Here is a 17,915-nt window from a genome sequence, read left to right as displayed (position 1 = left end):
TTAATTAAAAAATTTTCTTTCTTAAGACTTCAAAATAATTATATCCATTTATTCTAATCAACTTACACTTAAAGTTATATTTTTTTACTCTTATCTTCCTGGACTTTTCTAAATCTATAGATTCCTGTCCATCTATAGTTAAAAAGACTTGTTCATTTTTACTATTTACTATAATGCTTATTTCACTACTACTTTCTAATATAATGCTTCTCGTCTGCATAGAATGAGGACATATAGGAATCAACGATATGACATCTAATGTAGGATACACTATAGGTCCTCCTGCCGATAAAGCATATGCCGTTGAGCCTGTTGGTGTAGAAATTATTACACCATCTGAATTAAAAGAAGTATAAAATTTATCATCTATATATATTTCATAATTTAATATTCTAGATAAAGTTCCTTTTGAAACAACTATATCATTCAGAGAATTATATGTTTTTATGTTTCCTTTATTGCTAATCTCACATTGAAGCATCATTCTGTCTTCAACAGTGTAGTTTCCATTACCTATATTTTCAATAGCCTTTTCAATTTCTAAAATTTCAACTGCTGTCAAGAATCCTAAATGCCCCATATTTATTCCTAAAATAGGAACTTCAAACTTAGCTATACTTCTAGCTGTTCTTAGAATAGTCCCATCTCCACCTAAAACAATTATCATATCTAATTCTCTAGATTTAATTTTATCAAGATCAATAGAATCTCTATATATTTTAATTTCAGCATCTTTAATAAACTGAGTTATTTTATTTATTATGTGATCTATTATCTTTGCATCAATAAATTTACTACTATTTATATTTAAACCTATATTTTTCATTGTTCCTCCAATTACAAGTTTTCATGTGAAGAATCGACGACAAGGTCTACCATTCTAAAGTCAAAGTCTGTTTTGTAATTCTGATTTTTTGTAAAGTATACTAGGTATTCTATATTTCCTTCCGGTCCTTTAATCGGGGAATGTTCAAGACCTAATATCTTTTGATTGTTTTCTAAAAGAAGTCTTAATATATCATTAATGACCTCTTTATGAGTGCTTGCTTCTCTCACTACCCCTTTTTTACCTATTTTATCTCTTCCTGCTTCGAACTGCGGCTTAATTAACGCAACTATTTCTCCTTTATCTGTTAATAGGTTAAGAATAGGTGGAACTATCTTTTTTAAAGATATAAATGACACATCTATACTAGCAAAATCAGGATAATCATTAATATCCTTAGTTGTTAGATATCTTGCATTTGTTCTTTCCATACAAATAACTCTAGGATCCGTCCTTAATTTCCATGCAAATTGGCCATATCCTACATCTATGGAAAAAACTTTTTTTGCTCCATTTTGAAGCATACAATCAGTAAACCCTCCAGTAGATGCTCCTATATCCATGCAAACCTTACCATTTAAATCTATATTAAAACTTTTAATTGCCTTCTCTAATTTTAGTCCGCCTCTGCTTACATAAGGCATTACGTTTCCTTTAAATTCTATATGTGAGCTTTCTTTAATTTTTTGTCCGCATTTATCTACTCTTTGGCCATCTACAAATATATCTCCAGCCATTATACTAGCCCTAGCTTTTTCTCTTGACTGAAAAAAACCTCTTTCTACCAAAATTACATCCAGTCTTTTGCTTTTTGCTGCTTCCATATCATGACTCCTTTAAAATTTATAACTTATACGATTTTTAATATATTTTTAATAACTCCATCTGAATCCAGATAATTCAACTTATATAGAACATCAACATTTCCATGAGGTATAAACTTATCTTCAAATCCTAAATTTAATACTTTGATTTCACTATTTTTTTCTATTGTATTTATGTATTCTAATGTTAAACTTCCTAAGCCTCCATGAATCACATTATCTTCTAGAGTTACTATTTTATATCCTTTTGTAACCAGTTCTAAAATCAACTTCTTATCAATAGGCTTAACAAAACAAGCATTTATAACAGTTAAATCAATTCCCATAGTTTTCATTTTATCTGCAGCTTCAACAGCTGTTGCAACCATTTTCCCAGTAGCTATTACAGCTATATCTCCTTCTGACCTTAAAACTTCCCATTTCCCTTTAGCATATTCCTTTTGTATTGGTAGATTTATTTTATCTCCTCCCCTAGGATACCTAATGGCTACAGGAAAATCTTGTTTTAAAGCCCATCTCATTATGTACTCAATTTCTCCAATAGATTTTGGACTAACAATTGTCATATTTGGCATATGCGATAAATAAGATAAATCAAAAAGTCCTTGATGAGTTTCTCCATCATTTCCAACTATACCTGCTCTATCTATGGCAAAAATAACAGGAAGATTTTGATGACATACATCATGAAGTACTTGATCATAGGCTCTTTGAAGGAAAGTAGAATATACTGCAAAAATAGGTCTGAAACCTGCTTGAGCCATTCCAGCAGCAAATGTTACAGCATGTTGTTCAGCAATTCCAACATCAAAAAATCTATCTGGAAACTTTTGACTAAAATCTTTCAATCCTGTTCCATCTCTCATGGCAGCAGTAATACCTACTATCTTTTCATTTTCAGAAGCTAATTTAACTATAGCATTCCCAAATGCTTTAGAATAAGTTTTTCCACTTATTTTAGATACTTTTCCTGTTTCTAAGTTAAAAGCCGATATTCCATGAAACTCATCAGGACTTTCTTCTGCAAATTTGTATCCCTTACCTTTCTGAGTAACAACATGTATTAACACTGGTCCCTTTATTTCTTTAGCTAAAGACATAACCCTAGTTAGTTCTTTAATATTATGTCCATCTATAGGTCCTAAGTATTTAATACCCATATCTTCGAAAAACATACCCGGTACTAATATTTGCTTTATCCCAGACTTTATCTTTCTTATGGAATCAGCTAAACCATTCCCGATGCTGGTTTTTCTTAAAGTATCATTGAAATCTTCTTTAAACTTATTATACTTAGGATCAATTCTTATTCTACTTAAATAAGTGGATAATCCTCCTACATTTTTACCAATAGACATTTGGTTATCATTTAATATAATAATCAAATCTGTCTTTCTATCTCCAACATCATTGAGAGCTTCTAAAGCCATGCCGCCAGTTAAAGCACCATCACCTATTACAGAGATAACGTGATACTTTTTTTTGCTTAAATCTCTAGCTCTAGCCATGCCAAGTGATGCAGAAATAGATGTACTGCTATGCCCTGTCTCAAAAATATCATATTTACTTTCACACCTTTTAGGAAATCCGCTTATACCTCCAAACTGTCTCAGTTTATCAAACTTGTCTTTTCTTCCTGTTAATATTTTATGTACATAAGTTTGATGTCCCACGTCCCATATTACTTTATCTTCATCTAGATTAAATACTTTATATAGGCTTAATGTTAACTCTACAACTCCTAAGTTAGAAGCTAAGTGTCCTCCTGTTTTAGATACATTATCAATCAAAAAATTTCTTATATCCTGAGCTAATCTTTCCAGCTGTTTAAATGACATTTTTCTCAAATCATGTATATTGCTATAGGAATCAAGTATATTTTTCATATTATCATCTTTCCTTTGTATTCACATATACTGCTACTGCCTAATTTTACACTGAAATTATATCACACATACTAAAACATTTCAAAGTTCCCTATAATACTACATTACATTCTGCTGTCTTTAAATATTTTAAGTTCTTAATTAATATTCTCTTTCTAAGAGAAATAAAGTTATATTCTTTAGGTTTTCGGTGTTTCCGTAAATCCTATCTAACAAACTTAGTGATTCATCGGTTAATGATTTGCACATTTCTTCACATTTTTTCAATCCAAATTTTGAAACAAAATTAGTTTTATTATTATTTTTATCGCTATTTATATTCTTACCTAATGTTTTTGTGTTTCCTATTACATCTAATATGTCATCCTTTATTTGGAATGCTAAACCTAACTTTTCTCCAAAAATGCTTAAAGTTCTTATATCTTCTTCCTTTGCACCACCTAAAATAGCACCTGCTACTATTGCAGCTTTAATCAGCTTACCTGTTTTATGCTCATGCATATAAAATAGCTGTTCATCGCTTATCTCTTTGCCCTCACTAATAATGTCTACTACCTGTCCGCCTATCATTCCTTCAACCCCAGCAGATTTAGAAATAATAGAGCAAGCTTCTAATTCTTTTTTTCCTCCTTTTAAACAAAGTTCAAACATTATGTTCATCGCCTCATTTAAAAGGCCATCTCCTGCCAATACTGCTATAGCTTCACCATAAACTTTATGATTTGTAGGCTTTCCACGTCTTAAATCATCGTTATCCATACAAGGTAAATCATCATGTATTAATGAATATGTATGAATCATTTCTAAAGCACAAGCAATTGGCATAAAACATTCATAATCATCTTTATAAATATTAGCTGTACACAGCATTAGTATAGGTCTTATTCTTTTTCCTCCCACTTTAATACTATACTCCATAGCTTCATATATTAATCTATTATAACTTCCTTTTCCTTCAAAATACTTTTCTAGCCAATCATTTATTTCAATTTTTAACCTACTAATATCCATATTATTCATCGCCCTCTATAAAATTTATTTCTCCTCTTTCAGTTAAAACCTTTATTTTACCTTCAGCTTCATTTAACAACTTATATATTCTATTACAAATATTAATCCCATCTTCATAATTTTTCATAGAACTCTCCAAAGATAGCTCACCATCTTCCATTTGCTTAATAATAGACTCTAACTTATTCACTAGATCTTCATAAGACTCTTTCCTCTTTCCCATTATTAAACCTCCAAAGCTTTTAAACACAATCATTCTATTTTTTCAACATTATTTAAACTAACTTTAGCTTTACCTTTTTTTAGAATTACATTTATTACTTTATTATTAGATAACTGATCTACATCAGTTATTAATTTATTATTTTCATCTTCAATCACAGAAAATCCTTTATTTAATATATTCAATGGATTATGTGCTTGAATTAAAGAATTTAGTTTTGCCAAATGTCTTTTTTCATGCTCCAATTTTGATTTCATTATGTACAGCAACTTATCTCTCATACCATCCAATCTGATATACTCATTTGCGATATATTTTATAGGATTATTAATCTTCAAATTGTTAATAAGAATATTTAAGTTATCATATTTGGAGCTTATAGTATTTTTCATAGTCTTAAATATTTTATCTTCATATGCTTCTATTTTTTTGTCAAATTCATTTAAACTAAATACAGCTATCTCAGCAGCTGCAGATGGAGTTGGTGCTCTCATATCGCTGACAAAATCGCTTATTGTAAAATCTGTTTCATGTCCAACAGCGCTTATAATCGGCTTATTGCAATTATATATAGCATAAGCTAAATTCTCATCATTAAAAGCCCACAGTTCTTCTAAAGAGCCTCCTCCTCTTGCTAGTATAATTAAATCCAAATCATCTCTATTGTCAAAATACTTTATTCCTTCTATTAATTGATGGCTTGCTTTATCACCTTGGACAAGTGATGGATAGATTATAAGTTCTACAGTAGGATTTCTTCTTCTTGTTACATTTATTATATCTCGTATAGCAGCTCCTGTAGGAGATGTAATTATACCTATTTTTCTTGCATATGGCGGTATATCTTTCTTATGTTCATCATCAAATATTCCTTTCTTATACAACTTTTTTTTCAATTTTTCAAATTCTAAAAATAAGTCTCCTATACCTTCCTTTTCTAATTCTTCGCAATAAAACTGATATAATCCATCCTTTGAATATACAGAAACTCTACCTTTTAATATAACATTATCTCCATCTTTAGGCATTGAAATAATATTTTCAGCATAGCTTTTAAACATAATACAATTTATCTTACTATATTCATCTTTTAGAGAAAAATATATATGTCCACTGTTGTGTATTTTAAAATTAGATATTTCCCCCTTAACATAAGAGTTCCTTAATATAAAATCATTATCCATTATTTTTTTTATGTAATTATTTAATTGAGAAACACTTAATGTCTTTATATGCATATTAATTTAATCCCTCACATAAATTTTTTATAAGCATAGTTGTTGTCATAGATCCAACTCCCCCTGGTACTGGTGTTACAAAACTTGCTTTTTCTAAAACTTCATCAAAACACACATCTCCAACAAGCGTTCCTTCTATAACTGTAGTACCCACATCAATCACAATAGCTCCTGCTTTTATATGCTCTTTTGTAATAAATCTAGGTTTTCCAATAGCTACTATTAAAATATCTGCATTACAGCAAATTTCCTTCAAATTATTTGTTTTAGAATGACAAATAGTAACTGTAGCATTCTCATTTAGAAGCAATTGTGATACTGGTTTTCCAACAATATTGCTTCGTCCAATAATTACAGCATGCTTTCCCTCTATTTCCACGCCCGTACTTTTTATTAATTCTATTATTCCTTTAGGAGTGCACGGGATAAAGCATTTTTCTCCTTTATATAGCTTGCCTAAACTTAAAGTACTAAGAGCATCTATATCCTTTTCATAGGATATGAAAGATGTTATTTTAGCTTCATCTAAATGTTTCGGAAGAGGAAGTTGTAGAATTATTCCATCTATTTTGTCATCTTTATTTAAATTCTCTATAACTTTTATCAACCTTTCTTCCTCAACATCTTTTTCTAAATAAACACTTTTTACTTTTATACCTAGCTTAGCACATAGTTTATTTTGACTATTCATGTAGTAAGCTGAAGCATCATCCCTGCCTACTAAAATATTAGCTAGACAAGGAATTTTTTCTCCATTGGTATTTTTAAATTTAATAATTTGTTTGATCTCTTCCTGAATTTTTTTAGAAAGCTCTTTTCCATCCAGTTTAATTCCCATTACTCACACCCCAAATCATAATTTATTCCTGTACCATGCTTCCAAGAACTCCATTTATAAATGAAGGTGAGTTATCAGTGGAATATTTTTTAGCAAGTTCTATGCCTTCATTTACAGCAACTTTATTTGGTATATCTTCATTAAACACAATTTCATAAGTAGAAATTCTAAGTATTGAAAGATCTATTTTTGATAACCTGTTTAGCTTCCAATTTTTTAAATTACTTTCTATTTTTCTATCTATGAGTTCAAGATTTTCATTTATCCCTTTTATAATACTTTCCACATAACTAAAATCCACATCATGCAAATCCATCTCTGTATTTTCTTTAAAGTTGTTTAATATTTCCTCGTACGATTCCTTATTAATGCTCATTTCAAATAATAATTTCATAGCTATTTCTCTTGTTTTTCTTCTATTCATATTTTCCTCCTATAATTCATGTAGTTAATATAAAAATAAAGCATATTTTAATTATTATCAACTTATTTATTCTTATGCATATTTAAACATGGAAACACCCTCTGATTTCAGAGGGTGTAAAATTAATCTTCATTTTCTTTAATCTTTTCTTCCGCTTTAGGAAGCACCACATTTTGAACATAAACATTAACTGCTGTTACATTTAATCCTGTCATAAGTTCTACTGACTTTTTAACATTTTCTTGAACCTTTTTAGCTACATCACCAATCTTAATACCATATTTAACCACCACATACAGATCTATAGCAGCACTGTCTTCTCCTACATTTACTTTAATCCCCTTAGAGACATTTTTCTTTCCACTAAGAATTTGAGTTATGCCTCCAACTAATGTAGTACTCATTCCTTCAATTCCATCTATTTCTGAAGCAGCTAGACCTGCAATAACTTCTACTACTTCGTCTGATATCTTTACGATACCTGCTTCCATTTCCTTGTTTAAATTTTCGTCCATTTATGTACCCCCTTGTTTTGATTACTTCAAAACAAATTATTCTTAAGATTATTATATCAAACATAGCATGTTTTTACAAATATAATTATTCTTTTAATTGAATTTCTACATCTCGTATTTGAGTAACATCCATAACTACATCTTGGATCTGTTTCTGTTGACTTTCACTTAGCTTTTTAGATGATTTTACAATCACTGTAACTTTATTATCTTGAACATAGCATAATACATCTTCATAGCCTTTGCTCTTTAAAATAGTTTCTATCTGTGATTGATTAGTAGTTGCTAAAGCTAAATTAGTATACTTTTTAGATAACTCAGCTCTATCTTCTTTTGATGTATGTTCATCATCTATTAATGCTTTTAGATTTTGTAATGCCTGAGCTGCATCATTATCTCTTATAATTTGAGATTCCTCAAAATAATTTGAACTACTTGTATTTTTGCTTGAATCATTAAGTGAAATAGCGTCCTTTCCGTTTGTTATGTCGTTTCCTGCTACATAATCTAAATCTGCATTTAACTTTGTAGCTAGTACACCAGCACATACAATAAGTGCTAATAGAACAACAATAATGACTCCTTGTTTCTTATTCATTTAAATACCTCCTAATTATGATTATTTTTATTTTATCTTTCTTAAAAATTTATATGCTTTTGACCTTAAATATATGTTACTTTTTCATAGAGTACACGTTTACTTGATTTTCTTTTAATCCAAATAAATTTACAACGGCTTTGTGAATTTGGAGCTTTATTAAATTATTTTCTGCTCCTTCAGCTACTACACAAACTCCTGTAACCTCAGGCTTATACTTCTTCACTACAAAAGGCTTTGTTCCATTATCAGTATTCATCATAACAATAGTTCTTCCATCGTTTTTCTGTGTTATTTTTCTTGTTCCTCCGTCTGTATCTTTTTCTTCAGTTAAACTAGTAGAATCGTTTATATTTATTGCTGGTATCTGCTCTTCACCCCCTTTAAAGTAAATCATTACCTTTACCTTTCCTACCCCTTGAATATTTTCCAGTGTGTCCTTCAATTTTCTTTCCACTTCTGCCTCTTCCTTAGCAATTACTTCATCTTGCTCCTTACTTGCCGCAGTTGATGCATTTTCTTCTATATTTTTCACATTTTCAGAGCTGCTATTAGATGCAGCAACACTTTCGTCCTTAAAAGTATTGCTGAGTACAGCTAATAAGACTCCTATTAAAAGTAATATAAATAAATTAGTAATGTAATTTTTCTCGCTCTTTTCCTTTGCTTTACTTTTTAATTTGTCTGGATTGAATATCTTTTTTAAATCCATAAGTTCACCCTCTCTTTTTACTTAAATTTTAACTACAATTTATAAACTTTAATTTTTTCTTTAGGTATGCTAATGATTTCGCTGAGATATTCCACAATGCTGTGGCTTTTTTTATCATCAATCGTTTCTTGACCATTTACTTCTTTACTATTTCCTATATTCACCTTTTCTATCTTCTTTACTTTTCCCTCACTAACTCCAACTTTTATTTCATTTATTATAAATTCTTCTTTTTTGTCGTCGTATTTAACTTCTACACCTACTTTATAATTATCTTTAGGATATTTTTCTTTTAATTTCTGAGTACACATGTTTTCCAAATTACTTGCAAAAACTTCTGTTGTATTATCAATACTACTGTTCTTATATTTTTCATAATTTTTCTCGTATTTTTTATTATCAAAATATTCAGATGCTGCGTCTATGTAATTATCTATATTAAAATCATTATTAAATATTTTTATTATAGGATTGATCAATACAGTTATTAAAATTAATCCTAAAACAAACTTAGTATACTTTTTCATAGAGTTACTTGGGAGTATCATTTCTACTGCTGTTATAAAAAATATAGCAGTACAAACATTCATAACCCATCCTTTAAGAGCATCTATCATATCTTTCCTCCTTTATCCTCCTAAAATACTTCTGCCTGCAGATGCAATTATTGATATAATTATAAAAAACATTACTGAAACGCTGATGAGGCATGAATTTATAAGTATAAGAGAATCTCCTGCTGAAGCTATGCACTTAACTAGTCTACTATCGCTGATAGGTTCTATAAGTGCTGCGGTCAATTTATATATAAATGCCATAACTACAATTTTAATTACCGGAAATATTAGTATTACTATTAAAATAATTAATCCTATACTACTTAATGCATTTTTTAAAAGTAAAGAATACCCCGCTACAGTAGAAATTGCATCTGAAAGGCTTTTACCAACTATTGGTATAAAGCTATCTACAGCAAACTTTGCAGTTTTTTCTGCTACAGCATCTATTGTAGCTGTAGCCATACTTCTTATAGTCACAGTTCCTATAAAAATAGTCATTATAATCCCTTGTATCCAAAGAGCAGATTTATTTAATAGTTTTGATAGATTATCTACTTTATACTCTTGAGATATATTGTTTACAAATTGTATTACAAAAGATAACCCAATAATAGGTATTATTAAATTTATAAATATTCTAGCGCTTATATTTATAACTCCAATTATTATAGGATCCATAACAGCTGCTTGTGAAAATCCTCCAACAGAGGCTAATAACATTAGTAAAACCGGCATTAAGGCTGCCATAAAGTCAGTCATATCTTTTATTGCTTCTCTTGCGGTAGATACACCTATATAGAATGTTCTAGATATCAATATTATAAGCAGTGCATAACATGCAAAATATGCTATATTTGATAGATTGCCATTACTAAATGCATTCTCAAGATTATTTATAAGAGCACAAATAATGCATATTATTATTATCATATACATAAGTTTCCCGCATGCTATTACTTCTCTAAATCCATAACTTAGCAATGCTTTAAAAATTTTTTTAGTAGAAAGCTTACCATCTCCACTTTTCATGTAATCCTCAACATATGTTTTTATATCTACGTCATTTAAAATTTCATATTTTGTTTTCATATTTGTCATATAATTATATAATTGTTCAACCTGCTGAATCTCCTCTTGTTTCATCATCGGTGCTGGTTCAGAGGCTTGTACATTAAGAGGAATTAACAAAAACAGTAACAATATAAATATTAATCTTTTCATAATTTTACTCCTATGTCTTTTTCACATAATTTTCATTATAGATTGTAATACTGCCATTAAGATAGGAATTGCCAATACTAAAATCAATATTTTTCCAGCAAACTCTACCTTAGATGCTAATGCATTTTCTCCTGCATCCTTACATATTTCACTACAAAAGGACGCCAAATATGCAATTCCAAGTATTTTAAATACTATATTTAGATATACAAAATCTATATTTGCCTTTAATGCGAGCTGTTGAAGTAATTGTAATACGGAAGTAATCTTATCAAGCATAAATAGAAAAATTAGTATTCCTGCTGCTATACTAATGTGTATAGCTAGATCGTTTCTTCTATTTTTAAATACCAACACTACAAATAGTGTAACAAATGTAAATGCAACTACCTTTACTATCTCCATACATTCCTCCTAAAACTGGAACATAGTTCTTACTGTACTAAATAACTTATTTATAAGATTTATTACCATCATCAGCACAATGATTATTCCAGCTAGATTTGCTATTATGGCATAATCCTTTTTTCCAGTAGTCTCTAAAATTTTATCAAGAATAATAATTAATATACTAACAGCAGCTATTTTGAAAATTAAACTCACATCTAACATTCCTATACCCCCTCATATAATCATAATTGTAAGTATAGCCCCGAAGGAAAATCCGAGATATCTATACATTTTTACATTTTTATTCATTTCAATTTCTGCATCATGAATTTGCTTTTTTATATTTTCCAAGGTCAATGCTAATATACTTTTTTGTCCCTCTATATCTGATTCTCCTAAAGATTTTGATAGATTTAGCATTATATCAATATCATTTTGTTTCAAATTTAACTTGTCTCTATTTTGCTTGAACATTCTTTTAAATCCTTCATTTACGCTATCTACCTCGTTGCTATATAGTAAGTTAGAAATTTCTAAGAATATGCCTCCTATTGGCTTATTGCATTTATGCCCTATATCTTGAAAAGCTTCTGGAAGAGATTCGTTTGCATAAATTATCTTGCTCCTAAGTTCTAATAATGCTTGTTCAATTTCTTTTAACTGAAAAACCCGTTTTTTTAAACTTTCACCATATAAAAAACCTATAAACGAAGAACATAATAAAATCAAAGTGCATCCAACTATCTTTAAATACAGCATACTATCTCCTCCATAGTTTTTCTTTTTTGCTAAAATCATATATATACTCGATTGTACCTACACCACCCAAACCGCTCAGTACTATAGCTCTTTGAAACACTTGATTTTCTAATATTTCTTTAAAGACTGGTCTTTTATATAAATCTTCCACTCCTGCACCATGTATAGTTGTAATTAGATTTACTCCAGAATTCATAGCCATTAACACACTTTCCATATCTTTATATGTTCCTATCTCATCACAGACAATAACATCAGGAGCCATACTTCTTATAGCCATCATAATCCCTTCACTTTTTAGGCAATTATCAAGAATATCTGTCCTTAAACCTACATCCATTTGTGGTACTCCGTCATAACATCCTCCTATCTCACTTCTTTCATCTATTATGCAAACCTTTTTACCAACAAAGCTCAAATTTGCTATTTTCATTCCACTTGATATACTTTTACTTATATCTCTTAATAGAGTAGTTTTTCCACATTTAGGAGGAGATATCAGTATAGTATTTAGAACTCTATTATCTTCAATTATGTATGGCATTACTTGTTTTGAGCATCCTATAACCTCTCTGCATATTCTTATGTTTAGAGAAGCTATGTTTTTTATAGTCCTAATTTTATTGTTATCAATAACACATGAGCCACATAGCCCAACCCTATGACCGCCTTTTATAGTAATATACCCTTGCTTTATCTCTTCTTCAAAAGCATAAATTGAGTAATTACTAATTCTTTGTACAATTGTTTTTAATTCTTCTTTTGTAACTATATAATTGGTTACAATTTCCTTGTTGTCAGCATAAATTAATATAGGTTTATTTATTTTTATTCTTATCTCCTGAAGTTTTTCCAGTTCTTTTATCTTTTCAATAATGTTTTTTATAGATTGAGGTAAAATATAAAATATATCTTTAGTGTTCATAATTTTCATCCTCCTTTCTTATTAAATTTTTATTTATATGGTTCTATAATTATTCCATTTAATAAAAAAATTAAAACACAAATATATTTAAGTTTCTTCGACTATTTTCAATATAAATTTCTGTAATAAAAAAAGCATATATGTTCGCAATATTTCATTTGCAAACATATATGCTTAATTATTAAATATTTTTTTATTATTTTAAATATATGGAATTATGGCAATTAGGGCATTTTAATTCATCTTCTTCATTTAAAAATTCCTTTTCAACAGCTAAAATTTCATGACATTTGTTACATTCTATATCTACATAATCATAGCTATTAAACTCTTCTTCTTCATCTTCAAATCCATATATTTCTTCTTCTATATTGCCTAAATTTTCATCAAGGACAGTTACATATTCGTTAATTTCATTTATACTATCCTCTGTTTTATCTATTTTCTTAGCAATATCCATTAGAATATCACTTATATCAGATAAGATCTTATACTCTTTAAAATTGCCCTTAGATTCTATATCTTTAATTTCCTCTTTTAAAGAAGATAATCTTGATATAAGAGAACTCATTTTACCACTCCCTTAGAGTAGTTATACTCTCTCCATATATTCTCCAGTTCTAGTATCCACTCTTATTGTCTCTCCTTCATTTACAAATAGTGGAACTTGAACTATTGCTCCAGTTTCTAATTTTGCTGGTTTCATTACATTTGATGTAGTGTTTCCTCTAACTCCTGGTTCACATTCAACAATTTGCAATTCTACAAAGTTAGGAGCTTCAACAGAGAAAGCCTCTCCTTTATAAAATTTAATTATTGCAAACATGTTCTCTTTTAAATACTTAATGGCTTCTTCTACTTGACTATAGTTTAAAGGAATTTGGTCAAAAGTTTCTTGATCCATAAAATAATAAAGTTCTCCATCACTATATAAGTATTGCATTTCTTTTCTTTCAATAACTGCTTCTTGGAATTTAGCAGTTGGGTTAAAAGTTGTTTCTGTAACCGCACCTGTTTTAACATTCTTAAGTTTTGTTCTTACGAATGCAGCTCCCTTACCTGGCTTAACGTGTAAAAAATCAACTACATTATAAACTTGTCCATCTAGTTCAAAAGTAGTTCCTTTTCTTAAATCTCCAGCTGAAATCATTATGTATCCCTCCACTAATTAATTATAAATTTTATTATAACTCTAAAACATATATTAACACCAATTCTACATCATTTAAAATATATAAGGACATCTATTACTCTATATTATACTTTATATCATATTATAAAACATGACTTATATATTTTAAATATGAATTAATTGCTTTTAGAGTTTTTTCTTGTATCAAACTAAATATATAAACATATGCTTTATCAAGAAATAAAACAGTATTTACACACTTAATTTTTTCAGCTCCTGATTGTAACCAATGATATTTTATCAAAACTTGCGAATATTTGCAAATAGATTTATTTTATGCATAAATTTTTATTATTTTAATAACCATCTATGAAATTTATACTTAGTTCTCCAATATAAGTTTCATTGTTCTCCCTCTTTAGTTTTATGGAACTTACACTGTAAAAATTATCTTTGTTCTTTATATCTTCAATAAAAATTTCTAATAGATATAGCGTTCCTTTAAATTTCAAATTTATATTAACTATATTACTATCCATATTGTTGACTATTCTTTCAATTTTTATGTATTCTCTCTTTTCTATATCTTTAATTATATTAGAGTATTGTATATTGCTGACTTTTTTCTTTGTAGTGTCTGTATAAGAAAAGCTCTCTAGCTTTTCCTTTTGAAAAGAAATTCGTTGGACTACAATAAAATTTAAAGCAATAATTATTATAATTCCAATTAGTGCTATAAGTAATATAGAACCTTTTTTGTAATCTCTATTCATCATCTTTTACCTCTAACTCTATTTTAGTTACAATCTTATTTTCATTTATATTTTGTATATCTATACTTTTAATTCTATAGCTCTTCCCTTTTTCTATACTCTCTATCATTTTTCTAGCAGCTTTTATATTATTAAAACTATTTTCCACACAAATCTCTTCTCCACTTATTTCTAGTGAATCAAAAACTATTTTATCCTGTACATATTTTTTTAAACTATTAAAAGCATTTATGGTATCATATTTCATAACCTGAGTCTCATTTATTTTATCCTCATTCTTTAAAGTCTTATTGCTTTTTAAATCATTCATATTTCTCAATCTTTTGAATTCTTTTTCGTATTTAAAAAGTCTAGCGCTTCCAACCACGATTATAAAACACATTATACACATGTAAATTCTGAACTTAATCCTTTTTTTCTTTTCTATTTTGTTTCTATACCACAATGGTAAAAAATTATGATCCTGCATACCTATTTCCTCGTTATAGTAAAATATTCTATCATTTTATTACTACTTAAACTTCCCAAATCTACATATTTATATTTCATTAGATTGTTAATATAATCTATAAACTCTTTATCATTAAAATTAGCACTATATATCTTCGATACTTTTCCATTATATTGATCTAGCTTATGTAAAACATAATCTAAGCCATCTACTATTAAGTCATAATTACAGTCTACTTCATTTATTATTCTATTAGCTATCATTCTTTTTTTCATTACCCCTAAAATATATAAACTATTATTAAATCTAAATAAGAATACATAATCTTTTTCTTCTATTCTCTTTTCAAAATAATTTAAAAAGCAAAATTGTATTAAATTTATTTTTTTTACTCTATTATCATTAATACATTTTTCTAAACAGCTCAATTTATCACAATATATACAAAAAACCAAAACTTCTAATTCATTATTTTCTTCATTTAAAATAGTGTAAGTATAAAATATATTTTCTGACTTTTTCCCATACATAAAAATTAATTCATTTTTAATAATAGAGTTTAGACTATGCTTGTTTTTTATATTTGGTAACTTTAAATACTTAATATATATTTCCTCACCTTCTATAATTATATATACATTTCTATTCTTAAAATTAACATTAATCTTTTCCTCATTAAGCATAGATTCATAATCTATTTTTTTATTTTTCAAAAATTTATTATTAAATTCTAAAGTTTTAATATATTCTTTAGATATAGTTAATAGCATATTTCTTCCCATAGTATTACTATCTCCTTATTTAATTTTAAATTTTAGCTATACTACATACTGTTTCTTCTTTATCATTTTTAGTGAGTATACATCTATAAAACTCTTTTTTACTTAATCCATCTCTAGTATGTAAAGATAAAATTATTTCTTTGGATTGTGAGTCATATTCCACAAAAGAATCCTCATAATGCAATCTATTTTTATCTAATTCTAATAATTTATTATGTATATTTTCATCATCCCAAGTTTTTATATTATCCTTAAGATACTTGTTTAAACTAGCTAACAAATGCACCCTATATTCTTCATAAGGATCAGATTTAAGCTCACTTTCAATAGTGCTTATAATATACCTTTTTTCCATAATTCGAAGCTTATACTCATACAATAGCATTCCAATAACAACGCTACTGATTATTAGTGTGCTTATCATAATATATCCTCTTTTTTTCCTATTCCGAAACATCTTTCATAATTTTCTCCCTCTAATGTATTTATAGAAATAAATATGAGATTTTCTTTTAATGTGATTTTGAATGCAGCTACATCTTCTATAATAGTGTCAGTAACTTTACTTGTATTTTTTACCTTATTATAAGTTATAACAATTTTAAATTTGCCATTATACTTTTTAAGAGCTTTTATTATATTCTCATCACCGTTAAGTTTTTTTATGATTATAGTGTCTTCATTCACTTTAACAGATTTGTTATCTAATGCATAAACCTCACCCTCTATAAATCTTAGGGCTTCTCTGCAATAACTCTCTTCTCTATCGGCTTTTATAAATTTTTTGTATTTTATTGCTTGTGTTGATAACATATTTATCTCTATAAGCAATATAGTTATCCCAATTCCCATTGCTACTATAACTTCTATTATAGTAAACCCTTTTTTCATTATTAGTAATCCCCTTTATAAAAAGAAGTGCTTATATTATTAGTTTCATCAACTAATCTAAATATAAGATTTAAGTTAAGTTTTATAACATTATTAGGCTCTCCATGAACTTTTATTTCTAAATATGGTAATTTGTTAGGTTTTTCAAAAGTAATTATTTCTGAAAATTCTTTGTTTTTAAGAACATCTAAATTTATATTTTCATTATTTATGTATAACTTTTTAGTAGCACAACTCTCATCGTTTAAATTTTCTCCTTCATAAGCTATATTTTTTATATCTTCATAAGTTTTATTAAAAATCAATGTGTTTTTTAAACCTTCTAGAAACTCTGCATATTTATTTATCTCTAAATTATATTTTTTTAAATTTATATTTCTCATCTCCATACTAAAAATAAAACTCAGTACTAAAGAAAGTAGAATTATACTAAAAACTGCTTCTAATAAAATATAACCTTTATTCGTTTTTAATCTGCACATATCTTGTTCCTACCCTTATTGTTATCCTATGAAGTTCTCCCTGCTTATCTTGATAATTTATAGTACACGATGTTAAAACTTCTCCCAAGTTATTTATATTTATCCTTTTATAAAAGCTTTCTGTATTTTTAAACTTAAATTCCAATGGAATTTCATATTCTTCTATTTTTTTATTTCCACAGAAAAATTTAACCTTATTTTCTTCAGAAAATAATAGATATCCACTTTTATTCTTATTTTTACAATATAGCGCAGAATTTTTTATCATATGTAGTATATAGTTATTACACAAATCTACACTAGTACTATTGGTCCAACTATCATAAAATTTAAAATAATTAGTAATGCAAACTCCTATTGCCATAGCTAATATGCTTAAAGCAATAATTAGTTCAATCATAGTTATTCCTTTGTGTGTCTTTACCTTATAACTTCCATTTTGTAATGTCTGCAC

General features: G+C 27.9%; 26 protein-coding genes. All 26 read right to left on the bottom strand.

Annotated elements, in window-relative coordinates; translation table 11 throughout:
• Nucleotides 1-4: 4 nt before the first annotated feature.
• Nucleotides 5-826, bottom strand: coding sequence for an NAD(+)/NADH kinase (locus ACFWTK_RS01930; protein WP_415874459.1), 822 nt, complete (start codon nt 824-826; stop codon nt 5-7).
• 11 nt (nt 827-837) lie between these two features.
• The gene (locus ACFWTK_RS01925; protein WP_415874458.1) at nt 838-1,650 is read right to left on the bottom strand and encodes a TlyA family RNA methyltransferase; all 813 of its coding nucleotides are present in this window, start codon (nt 1,648-1,650) and stop codon (nt 838-840) included.
• A 26-nt stretch (nt 1,651-1,676) separates the two neighbouring features.
• Entirely contained in the window at nt 1,677-3,536 is a 1,860-nt protein-coding gene (gene dxs / locus ACFWTK_RS01920; RefSeq protein ID WP_415874457.1) for a 1-deoxy-D-xylulose-5-phosphate synthase, read from the bottom strand.
• A gap of 141 nt (nt 3,537-3,677) precedes the next feature.
• Entirely contained in the window at nt 3,678-4,547 is an 870-nt protein-coding gene (locus ACFWTK_RS01915) for a polyprenyl synthetase family protein (RefSeq protein WP_415874456.1), read from the bottom strand.
• A gap of 1 nt (nt 4,548) precedes the next feature.
• Nucleotides 4,549-4,770, bottom strand: coding sequence for an exodeoxyribonuclease VII small subunit (locus tag ACFWTK_RS01910; protein WP_415874455.1), 222 nt, complete (start codon nt 4,768-4,770; stop codon nt 4,549-4,551).
• Between the two features lie 29 nt (nt 4,771-4,799).
• A complete protein-coding gene (gene xseA / locus ACFWTK_RS01905; protein ID WP_415874454.1) occupies nt 4,800-6,008 on the bottom strand; it encodes an exodeoxyribonuclease VII large subunit in 1,209 nt (402 codons plus the stop codon).
• Between the two features lies 1 nt (nt 6,009).
• Nucleotides 6,010-6,846 (bottom strand): bifunctional 5,10-methylenetetrahydrofolate dehydrogenase/5,10-methenyltetrahydrofolate cyclohydrolase, encoded by an 837-nt coding sequence (locus tag ACFWTK_RS01900; protein WP_415874453.1) that lies wholly within the window; start codon nt 6,844-6,846, stop codon nt 6,010-6,012.
• 22 nt (nt 6,847-6,868) lie between these two features.
• Nucleotides 6,869-7,270: a transcription antitermination factor NusB gene (nusB, locus tag ACFWTK_RS01895; protein WP_415874452.1), complete on the bottom strand. Its 402-nt coding sequence runs from the start codon at nt 7,268-7,270 to the stop codon at nt 6,869-6,871.
• A 122-nt stretch (nt 7,271-7,392) separates the two neighbouring features.
• A complete protein-coding gene (locus ACFWTK_RS01890) occupies nt 7,393-7,785 on the bottom strand; it encodes an Asp23/Gls24 family envelope stress response protein (protein ID WP_415874451.1) in 393 nt (130 codons plus the stop codon).
• An 85-nt stretch (nt 7,786-7,870) separates the two neighbouring features.
• Entirely contained in the window at nt 7,871-8,383 is a 513-nt protein-coding gene (locus tag ACFWTK_RS01885; protein ID WP_415874450.1) for a SpoIIIAH-like family protein, read from the bottom strand.
• Between the two features lie 76 nt (nt 8,384-8,459).
• Nucleotides 8,460-9,095 (bottom strand): stage III sporulation protein AG, encoded by a 636-nt coding sequence (spoIIIAG, locus tag ACFWTK_RS01880; RefSeq protein ID WP_415874449.1) that lies wholly within the window; start codon nt 9,093-9,095, stop codon nt 8,460-8,462.
• Between the two features lie 32 nt (nt 9,096-9,127).
• Complete coding sequence (gene spoIIIAF / locus ACFWTK_RS01875) at nt 9,128-9,712, bottom strand: stage III sporulation protein AF (RefSeq protein ID WP_415874448.1); 585 nt, start codon at nt 9,710-9,712, stop codon at nt 9,128-9,130.
• A gap of 12 nt (nt 9,713-9,724) precedes the next feature.
• A complete protein-coding gene (gene spoIIIAE / locus ACFWTK_RS01870; RefSeq protein WP_415874447.1) occupies nt 9,725-10,876 on the bottom strand; it encodes a stage III sporulation protein AE in 1,152 nt (383 codons plus the stop codon).
• A gap of 21 nt (nt 10,877-10,897) precedes the next feature.
• Nucleotides 10,898-11,281, bottom strand: coding sequence for a stage III sporulation protein AD (gene spoIIIAD / locus ACFWTK_RS01865; RefSeq protein WP_415874446.1), 384 nt, complete (start codon nt 11,279-11,281; stop codon nt 10,898-10,900).
• 9 nt (nt 11,282-11,290) lie between these two features.
• The gene (gene spoIIIAC, locus ACFWTK_RS01860; protein WP_061857379.1) at nt 11,291-11,488 is read right to left on the bottom strand and encodes a stage III sporulation protein AC; all 198 of its coding nucleotides are present in this window, start codon (nt 11,486-11,488) and stop codon (nt 11,291-11,293) included.
• A 12-nt stretch (nt 11,489-11,500) separates the two neighbouring features.
• Entirely contained in the window at nt 11,501-12,025 is a 525-nt protein-coding gene (spoIIIAB, locus tag ACFWTK_RS01855; RefSeq protein ID WP_415874445.1) for a stage III sporulation protein SpoIIIAB, read from the bottom strand.
• Between the two features lies 1 nt (nt 12,026).
• Entirely contained in the window at nt 12,027-12,950 is a 924-nt protein-coding gene (spoIIIAA, locus tag ACFWTK_RS01850) for a stage III sporulation protein AA (protein WP_415874444.1), read from the bottom strand.
• A gap of 196 nt (nt 12,951-13,146) precedes the next feature.
• Nucleotides 13,147-13,521: a CD1247 N-terminal domain-containing protein gene (locus ACFWTK_RS01845; protein ID WP_415874443.1), complete on the bottom strand. Its 375-nt coding sequence runs from the start codon at nt 13,519-13,521 to the stop codon at nt 13,147-13,149.
• Between the two features lie 21 nt (nt 13,522-13,542).
• Nucleotides 13,543-14,100, bottom strand: coding sequence for an elongation factor P (gene efp, locus ACFWTK_RS01840; protein WP_415874442.1), 558 nt, complete (start codon nt 14,098-14,100; stop codon nt 13,543-13,545).
• 338 nt (nt 14,101-14,438) lie between these two features.
• Nucleotides 14,439-14,858: a hypothetical protein gene (locus ACFWTK_RS01835; RefSeq protein ID WP_415874440.1), complete on the bottom strand. Its 420-nt coding sequence runs from the start codon at nt 14,856-14,858 to the stop codon at nt 14,439-14,441.
• A complete protein-coding gene (locus tag ACFWTK_RS01830) occupies nt 14,848-15,324 on the bottom strand; it encodes a hypothetical protein (protein ID WP_415874439.1) in 477 nt (158 codons plus the stop codon). Before ACFWTK_RS01830 ends, ACFWTK_RS01835 begins: the two co-directional genes overlap by 11 nt.
• 2 nt (nt 15,325-15,326) lie before the next feature.
• On the bottom strand, nt 15,327-16,088 hold the full coding sequence (locus tag ACFWTK_RS01825) for a hypothetical protein (protein ID WP_061857373.1): 762 nt from the start codon (nt 16,086-16,088) through the stop codon (nt 15,327-15,329).
• A 25-nt stretch (nt 16,089-16,113) separates the two neighbouring features.
• Entirely contained in the window at nt 16,114-16,512 is a 399-nt protein-coding gene (locus tag ACFWTK_RS01820) for a hypothetical protein (RefSeq protein ID WP_061857372.1), read from the bottom strand.
• Complete coding sequence (locus ACFWTK_RS01815; RefSeq protein ID WP_061857371.1) at nt 16,509-16,979, bottom strand: type II secretion system protein; 471 nt, start codon at nt 16,977-16,979, stop codon at nt 16,509-16,511. Before ACFWTK_RS01815 ends, ACFWTK_RS01820 begins: the two co-directional genes overlap by 4 nt.
• Nucleotides 16,980-16,981: 2 nt before the next feature.
• A complete protein-coding gene (locus tag ACFWTK_RS01810; RefSeq protein ID WP_061857370.1) occupies nt 16,982-17,461 on the bottom strand; it encodes a hypothetical protein in 480 nt (159 codons plus the stop codon).
• Entirely contained in the window at nt 17,439-17,915 is a 477-nt protein-coding gene (locus ACFWTK_RS01805) for a pilus assembly FimT family protein (RefSeq protein ID WP_116485970.1), read from the bottom strand. The genes ACFWTK_RS01810 and ACFWTK_RS01805 overlap by 23 nt, the downstream gene beginning before the upstream one ends.

The sequence above is a fragment of the Clostridium sp. genome, assembly GCF_047777555.1.
In the GTDB taxonomy this organism is placed as follows: domain Bacteria; phylum Bacillota; class Clostridia; order Clostridiales; family Clostridiaceae; genus Clostridium_H.
This window is presented reverse-complemented; position numbering and strand designations above follow the sequence as displayed.